The organism is Kitasatospora sp. NPDC057542 (assembly GCF_042801945.1).
Classification (GTDB): Bacteria; Actinomycetota; Actinomycetes; order Streptomycetales; family Streptomycetaceae; genus Kitasatospora.
Genome location: NZ_JBHVFE010000564.1, coordinates 1 through 5,191, shown reverse-complemented (window position 1 = coordinate 5,191; position 5,191 = coordinate 1). Strand labels below are relative to the sequence as shown.

The following is a 5,191-nucleotide window of genomic DNA, read 5'->3' as shown; positions in this document are numbered from 1 at the left end:
CTTCGGCACAGCCGAAGCGGCGACGGCAATAGGGCGGGGCTGTATTCGGCTCACTGCTTCGCGGCCAGTACCTCAGGCGCGCACTCGGCCCAGACCACCTTGCCGACCCCGCTCGGGCGCGGGAAGTGCCCCCACTCGGTGGCGAGGGCCTCCACAAGGAGTAGCCCGCGCCCACACCCCGCGATGGGGCTGGGCTGCTGGGGCACCGGCGGACGGCCGCTCGCATCGTGCACCTCGATGCGGAGCCGCGTGTCGTTTACGTCGAACGACACCCAGATCAGCCGCCCCGGCATGCCCGAGTGGAGCACGGCATTGCCCACCAGCTCCGTGACAAGCAGCTCGCCGATCTCGGCGTAGCGGTCGCGGCCGTCGGGCACCGTGTCGAGCAGCTTGCGCAGCATCTGCCGAGCGAGCAGCGGCGAACGGCGGGAACGCGGGAACCAGCAGCTGCGGGTCGGGGCGGGGGTCACAGGGGTGTCGGCTTCAGGCATGGCGGAGCCACCTTCGGTGCGGTTGGGGATCAAGGCCGGGCGGAAAGCGGCCCGGTGACGGATTGAGGCATAGGGATGCCCGGCAGCAAGCCCGCCTTGATCACGCTCTGTGGCGCGACTAGCTACGCCAAGTAGCATGCCCCCGTCTTAAGGTCATCCGCAACGTTGCTTAAGGAAAAGATGCGAGAAGCCGAGATCGCCCCATACCGTTACGGTGAGCGCAGATTGACTGCCGATCAGAGGAGATCGCATGCAAGCGGATCGTGTAGCGAGCGCGCCATCCACCGTGCTGGGGCGGCAGTTGGGAGAGGAGTTGCGCGGCATGCGGGAGCGTGCGGGCCTGAGCACCAGCACGGTTGCCGAGGCATTGGACTGCACCAAGGGCAAGATCTCGCGAATCGAGAATGGTCGTAGCCCTGTTCGGATCCCGGATCTCACTGCGATGCTCCAGCTGTACCGCGTCGATGAACAAGCAATTCATGAACGCCTTGCCGAGCTGGCCCGTACGGCCAACAAACGGCGGCGCGGCAACGGTTGGTGGAGCGAGTACGGAAACGTGCTCGCAGACACCTATCGCGACTTCATCGCACTGGAGGCGGTCGCATCGTCCGTGCGCACATTCCAAAGCCAGATGATCCCGGCGCTGTTGCAGACCCCGGACTACGCGCGTGCGCTCACCGCAGCGGGTCGTCGCTGGAAGCAGCCGGAGGAGATCGAACAGTTCGTGACCGTTCGCCTGATGAGGCAGCAGCGGTTGACGGCTGATCCGCCACTGTCCCTCTCCGTTGTGCTGGCCGAAGGCGCTTTGCGGCAGCAGGTCGGCGGCCCGGCTGTCCTGAAGGGTCAGCTCGCGCACTTGGCGACTGCCGCATCCATGCCCAACGTGACCATCCGGGTAGTGCCGTTCAGCGTGGGCGCGCACGCCAGCATGTCCGGGCCCTACGTGATCCTGGGATTCCCGTCGGAGGCCGCGATGGATGTCGTCCTGCTGGACAACCCCTCGGGCTCCATGTGGCTTGAGGGCGCAACCGAGGTGGAGGCATACCAGGAGCTCTGGAACGATGTCTGCACCAAGGCGCTCTCATGTGCGGAATCCCTGGAACTGATCAACTCGATCAAGGAGCACGGCTCATGACCCGAACCCCCGACCTCTCCGCTGCCATATGGCGCAAGAGCTCGTTCAGCGGCCCTGACAACGAGTGCATCGAGGTCGCGGACGGGCTTCCGGGGGTGCATCCCGTCCGTGACTCCAAGGACCCGCAGGGGCCTTCCCTCCTCTTCGCCAGCGATGCCTGGACCGCGTTCATCGCCGGCGTTCGCGCGGGTGACTTCCCCGGGAAGCGCTGACTGGCAGCAGACCTGCGACCCACGTCTCAGCCGCCGCCGAGAGGGCGACCCACGTGCCGCCGTCCCGGATCGCGCGCAGCTGCCACCGGGCCGCGACCACAGCGGCCAAGGAGGCCACTCTCGCGGGATCGGCGACGGCGTAGCACGGGACCGTCATCGCCCACCGTTGCGCCTGCGTGATGGTGTGACCGGCGGCGATCAAGCGCGGAACCAGCGAGGCGGTGTCGGCCCAGGCGGCGGCCCGGGCCGGCCATGACCAGTCGATGACGCGTACCCGGGCACCGTCGAGCAGGATGTTCGACCCGGTCATGTCGGTGTGGGCCAACGTGTCACCGACGACCGCGTCCGATACCCGGCTCTCCAGCACGGTGAGCGCGTCCAGGTGTGCGGCCTGCCACGGGGTCAGTCCCTCTGCGGCGGCGATCTCGGGCCACAGCGCCGAGCCGGTCCACCGCTGCGCGAGGCTGAACGTTCGCAGCGCGGGTGCAGGGGTGAGCTTGTCGGCGAGGCCCGCCAGCGTCCGGGCGATGAGTGGCAGGTCCGACGAACCGGGAGAAAGGTCGGCGTGCCGTCCCGGTACGTACTCGAAGGCGGTGACCAGCCAGCCGCCGGCCTCCCCCTGCCACAACAGACCCGCGCCGATTCCCCGTACCACCGGAGCGGCTTGCGCCTCCTTGCGAGCCATCCACAGGTTCGGGCTGTCGAGCCGGGCCGCCTTCACGAACAGGCGGCCGGTGGCCGTGTCCAGGGCGGCGGCGAACTCGGCGATCTCGCCGGCATCCGGCACCGTCACCCCGGTGACGGTGCCGCACCTCCCGGCGATCAGGTCACGGACCGCAGTCGGCAGATCGGTCCACTGGTGGCGCATGGCCTTCCCTCGGGATCAGGCCGGGCCGAACGGCGCCCTCACCGTCCGGCCTGGCCGGTGGTCAGTTGGAGTTGTGGCAACCCTGGTGGCACTGCGAGCAGTTGCCGCTTCCGCTGCTGTCGGAGCCGTCGCCGCCGCTGCCTTCGGAGCATTCGGCGGACATGGCCCACAGCTCGGTGTCCACCCGGTAGCCGGTCGCCTTGAGCGCGGCCATGGTGGCAGCGATGCTCGCACCCTTCACGGGGCTGTCGCCATCCTCCGGGTTGTGGTGGAGGAAACCGCCCGCAACGCGGTCGCAGAACCCGGCGTACTCACGGGTGTACATCAGGAAGGCGTGCCACCCGTGGTCGACCAGGAGCGACGGCGACAGCCGCGCACCGGGCGTGGCAGCGCACGTGCCGAGGAACGCGAGGGCCTGGTCCACGATCCGTTCCGCGAGCTGCTGCTCCATGTCCTGGTCGTGGACGATCCGGTGAACCAGGCGCCCGAACAGGGCGCCGTCGATCAGGGCTCGGCCGGTGATCTGTGCCGTGCTTACGGGGCTCATGCTGTGCTCCCTTGATCGGTTCGGTCCGGCCGTGCGGCTAGTACGTGGCCGGGCGTCGCCATGCAGGTCATGACTCGCGAGTCAGGCCGGGCGACGCGTTCGACGGTCGGGAGTAACCGGGCGACCACTCAACGCGATTGCGGCTGATTGCGGATTCTCAATCGAGAGCGCCGATCGCGGAGGCGATCAGCACGCGGGCGGAAGCACCGTAGACGGCCATCTTGGTCAACTCGGCGAAGGCGCGGTGGTAGTCCGTAAGTTCGCGTGGCTGGACGACGCTGATCTCCGCAGTCAGTGTCTCCACCGCTGCTTCCTGATTGTCGAAGAGGTAGAACGCCTCCAGCGGCCAGAAGCGGCGCCGCGCGGTGAACGGGATGATGCCGAGCGAGACGGACGGAAGCGGCATCACCGCAAGCAGATGGCCGAGCTGGCCGGCCATGGTGTCCGGATCGCCGATGCGGTACCTGAGGACGGCCTCTTCGGCCAGGACGACGAAGCGGTGGTTGCCTTCGTACAACAGCCGGCCACGCTCCAACCGGGCCGTCACCGCCTCCGAGACGTCGTCCGGCGTGCCCTGGAAATCAGTGATGCTGCGCATGAGCGCGGTCGCGTACGCCTCGGTCTGAAGAAAACCCGGCACCACGTTCGAGACATACGCACGGCACACGGCGGTGCTCGCGTGCTGGGACAGAGACTCTTTCTGGACCTGGCGCATGCCGTTGCGGTGGAGCTTGCGCCACTCCAGGTACATCAACTCCACCGCACGGGACGACGCGATCAGGTCTGCCGCCTGATCGTCCGAGCTGCACGCCGCGCACCAGGAGCGGATGTCATTCTCGGACGGGGAGGATTTCCCGCTCAGGATGCGCGACGTCTTCGACGGATGCCACTGGCACCGGGCAGAGAGCTCTTTGCCATCGACCCGGGCGTCCAGCATCAACTCGCGCAAGCGCGCCGCGATGGCGACCCGAGCTACTCGGGCGCTGGACGATGGGGATACCGCCATGGAGTGCCTGCTCGGTGCCTCGGTGGTCAGACGGTGAATCGATCGTGCGGGGTCCCGCGCTCCCACACCGCTTCGAACGCGGACACGCAGAGCCTCGCCACGGCGGCGTCCTCCGTGTATGAGGTACGCGGCTCGGCCCAGTCGCCGTCACCGGTGAAGTGGTTGAAGCGAACGGCATGACCGTCGAACGCCCAGAAGTCATTGCCAGGTAGCGCCAGGTCGGAGGTGTTGTGGCGGGGGAGCCAGCGGACGTCTTCGCCGGCGGCGATGTTGACCGGGGTCATGGCATGCAAGTACCGCGTGTAAAGGGTGACCGGCTCGGAAACAATCCGGGCTCGACGGACGGCCACGCCTCGCATCGTCGCCTTGCGCACCATGGCAGTCCACTCATGCCAGTACTCCGACTCCGGGTCCAGATCCGATTTCCCCGTCTCCCGGAAGCGCTCGACTGCCTGCTCCTCGTCGGGGACGCCATAGGAGTCACGCATCTCCAGGTGGATCGCCGAGTGCTGCGCGGAGTGCATGAGTTGATCAAAGTCCGGCACGTTCAACCACATCGCACGCCTCCCTCAAGATCGGCACCATCCGTGCCGGGATTCGGATTGGGGTCTCGCCCTCAGGAACGCCGGGTGTGTGGCCAGGTGCCCACGCAGTTCCGCTGATCGTGGCCACCAGCTCTTCACCGGCGTCCCAGCTCTGGACAACGATCTCCCCTCGCGCGTGGTCCACCCACACAGTCGGTGAGCCCTCTTTGCCGGTCTCGGGGTCGATCCCGATGAAATCCAGCTCCACGGCGCCCTCCCGTATCAAGCCAGTTGCGCACTGTTGCGCCTGCACCCTTACGGAGAACGCATGGATCGTCAAGAGCGCACTGTAGGCGGATGGATGCATTCCGTTGTGAATGGCGCTGGCCTTCGAGGTCACCTCGAAGG

General features: G+C 67.3%; 8 protein-coding genes. 2 read left to right on the top strand and 6 right to left on the bottom strand.

Annotation, left to right across the window (positions count from 1 at the left end; translation table 11 throughout):
* Positions 1 to 50 precede the first annotated feature (50 nt).
* The gene (locus ACFU7Y_RS39655; RefSeq protein WP_380771272.1) at positions 51 to 491 is read right to left on the bottom strand and encodes an ATP-binding protein; all 441 of its coding nucleotides are present in this window, start codon (positions 489 to 491) and stop codon (positions 51 to 53) included.
* 250 nt (positions 492 to 741) lie between these two features.
* Between ACFU7Y_RS39655 and ACFU7Y_RS39650 the strand changes: the two genes are divergently transcribed.
* A complete protein-coding gene (locus ACFU7Y_RS39650) occupies positions 742 to 1,626 on the top strand; it encodes a helix-turn-helix domain-containing protein (protein ID WP_380771271.1) in 885 nt (294 codons plus the stop codon).
* Complete coding sequence (locus ACFU7Y_RS39645) at positions 1,623 to 1,838, top strand: DUF397 domain-containing protein (RefSeq protein ID WP_380771270.1); 216 nt, start codon at positions 1,623 to 1,625, stop codon at positions 1,836 to 1,838. Before ACFU7Y_RS39650 ends, ACFU7Y_RS39645 begins: the two co-directional genes overlap by 4 nt.
* Here the strand turns inward: ACFU7Y_RS39645 and ACFU7Y_RS39640 are convergent.
* The 5 genes from ACFU7Y_RS39640 to ACFU7Y_RS39620 all read right to left on the bottom strand — a co-directional run.
* On the bottom strand, positions 1,795 to 2,706 hold the full coding sequence (locus ACFU7Y_RS39640; RefSeq protein WP_224281211.1) for a phosphotransferase: 912 nt from the start codon (positions 2,704 to 2,706) through the stop codon (positions 1,795 to 1,797). The two genes, ACFU7Y_RS39645 and ACFU7Y_RS39640, sit on opposite strands and share 44 nt — an antisense overlap.
* A 61-nt stretch (positions 2,707 to 2,767) precedes the next feature.
* Positions 2,768 to 3,253, bottom strand: a complete 486-nt coding sequence (locus ACFU7Y_RS39635; RefSeq protein WP_380771269.1) for a glycine-rich domain-containing protein — start codon at positions 3,251 to 3,253, stop codon at positions 2,768 to 2,770.
* Positions 3,254 to 3,410: 157 nt separating this feature from the next.
* The gene (locus ACFU7Y_RS39630; RefSeq protein WP_224281213.1) at positions 3,411 to 4,259 is read right to left on the bottom strand and encodes a DUF5753 domain-containing protein; all 849 of its coding nucleotides are present in this window, start codon (positions 4,257 to 4,259) and stop codon (positions 3,411 to 3,413) included.
* Between the two features lie 26 nt (positions 4,260 to 4,285).
* Positions 4,286 to 4,816: a DUF6879 family protein gene (locus ACFU7Y_RS39625; RefSeq protein ID WP_224281214.1), complete on the bottom strand. Its 531-nt coding sequence runs from the start codon at positions 4,814 to 4,816 to the stop codon at positions 4,286 to 4,288.
* A partial coding sequence (locus tag ACFU7Y_RS39620; RefSeq protein WP_380771268.1) for a hypothetical protein occupies positions 4,791 to 5,191 on the bottom strand: 401 nt, incomplete at its 5' end. The genes ACFU7Y_RS39625 and ACFU7Y_RS39620, both read right to left, overlap by 26 nt.